Genomic DNA, 1343 nt, shown 5'->3' with positions numbered 1-1343 from the left:
TGATCATAGTGCTGCCCAACGCAACGCCGCCCAAATACCACGCGTGCTCTAGGTGCCCAATCACCGCCGCATCGACTAAGCCTAATAGTGGAACGGTAATATTCGACAACACCATCGGGATCGCGAGCGATAACACCTGGCGATGCACTTGAGGATTCGATAAAGGAGAGAAAATAGAGTTTGTCACAGGCACCTCGTTGTTTAGATCGACGAGTGTACCTGAGTGCTTAATGACTAGCCAATTACCACTTGATGTGAACAAGCACTGGCGTGAGACGGTGCTTTAGCATTGGAATTTTATTGAGCCAGCGTTGCCAAGCTTTCCATCGTGAACAGAATCGGTCGAATGGCGAGAACGCTTTCACCCATTGTGCCCACGGCAGCCATCTCAGAACTTGTTCCGCCGGTGCCTCAAATCCATGGGCATAGCAATCCGAGCCAAGCTTTTGCCCCCACTTGCTTTCTGTTAAGTCTCCAGCGAGTACCATACAGACCTCAGCCGAGACAAAATGGCGACCTAAGTTTTGAATAAACCGCGCAACATGTCGCTCAGAGCAATCCAACAATGCCATTTCGCACAGAATCAATACGGGTGATTTATCTGGAATGGTCAGAGATTCGAGCCACGACATGTCTTCCACACTCCCACTGCGATGTTCGTAGCGTTCGTTTTTATGGAATAGACGCTGACGCCAAACTAGATTCTCCGTAACATCCAATTCAATCCAGTGACAGCGGCCGTTATCCAAACGGTAAAAACGGGTATCGAGTCCAGCTCCAACATTGATGATCCAAGCGTCCGGATTTTGCTGCAAAAACTGCGTTACCTGTTGGTCGCACAGTTGAGTCAACGTCACGTGTAGCAGCTGCTTTTGCGCGACATCACCACTTAAACAATCAGGTGCCATCTTGCAGCTTAGGCAAGCTTTCGCCGCAATGGGGTCATACACCAAACCATTGTCGACCATGCTTTCACGGCTGCGTAATAACAAAGGCTTCAATAGATGATTAGGAACTTGATGTTTTGACTTAGACATGGGCATTTCCTGCGCCAGTGAGAAAGAGTGGACACTGGAAAAGATGATAATGAATATCAATTACATTATCAAGCACAGAGAGAGCCGACAAGAATATGAGAAATAAACTGCGAGCAGGAAATCAAAGCGGATGAGAAAAAAGTGCTAAGACAAATAGGCAACAGCCCAGCGAAACTGGGCTGTTGCGATAAACTTACATCCAATCGGTATTACGAATAATACCAACGGCTAAGCCTTCAATAGTCAGATGCTGAGACGTTAAGTCCACTTGAATCGGTGCAAACTCTTCATTCTCTGCATGCAATA

At 47.3% G+C, this 1343-nt stretch carries 1 protein-coding gene and 2 pseudogenes; all 3 read right to left on the bottom strand.

The features are described 5' to 3' along the window. Positions 1-187, bottom strand: a pseudogene (locus R7P35_RS24605) (MATE family efflux transporter); the annotation flags it as partial. Positions 188-242: 55 nt separating this feature from the next. Then, a complete protein-coding gene (locus tag R7P35_RS24600; protein ID WP_025509589.1) occupies positions 243-1037 on the bottom strand; it encodes a class I SAM-dependent methyltransferase in 795 nt (264 codons plus the stop codon). Between the two features lie 193 nt (positions 1038-1230). Beyond that, positions 1231-1343 (bottom strand): annotated as a pseudogene (locus R7P35_RS24595) (repressor LexA); the annotation flags it as partial.

The organism is Vibrio sp. Vb0304, assembly GCF_033338995.1.
Taxonomy (GTDB): Bacteria; Pseudomonadota; Gammaproteobacteria; order Enterobacterales; family Vibrionaceae; genus Vibrio; species Vibrio alginolyticus.
This window is presented reverse-complemented; position numbering and strand designations above follow the sequence as displayed.

Excerpts from the sequence above, each read along its gene's own strand:
- R7P35_RS24600 (WP_025509589.1), bottom strand. The coding sequence starts at position 1,037 with ATGTCTAAGTCAAAACATCAAGTTCCTAATCATCTATTGAAGCCTTTG.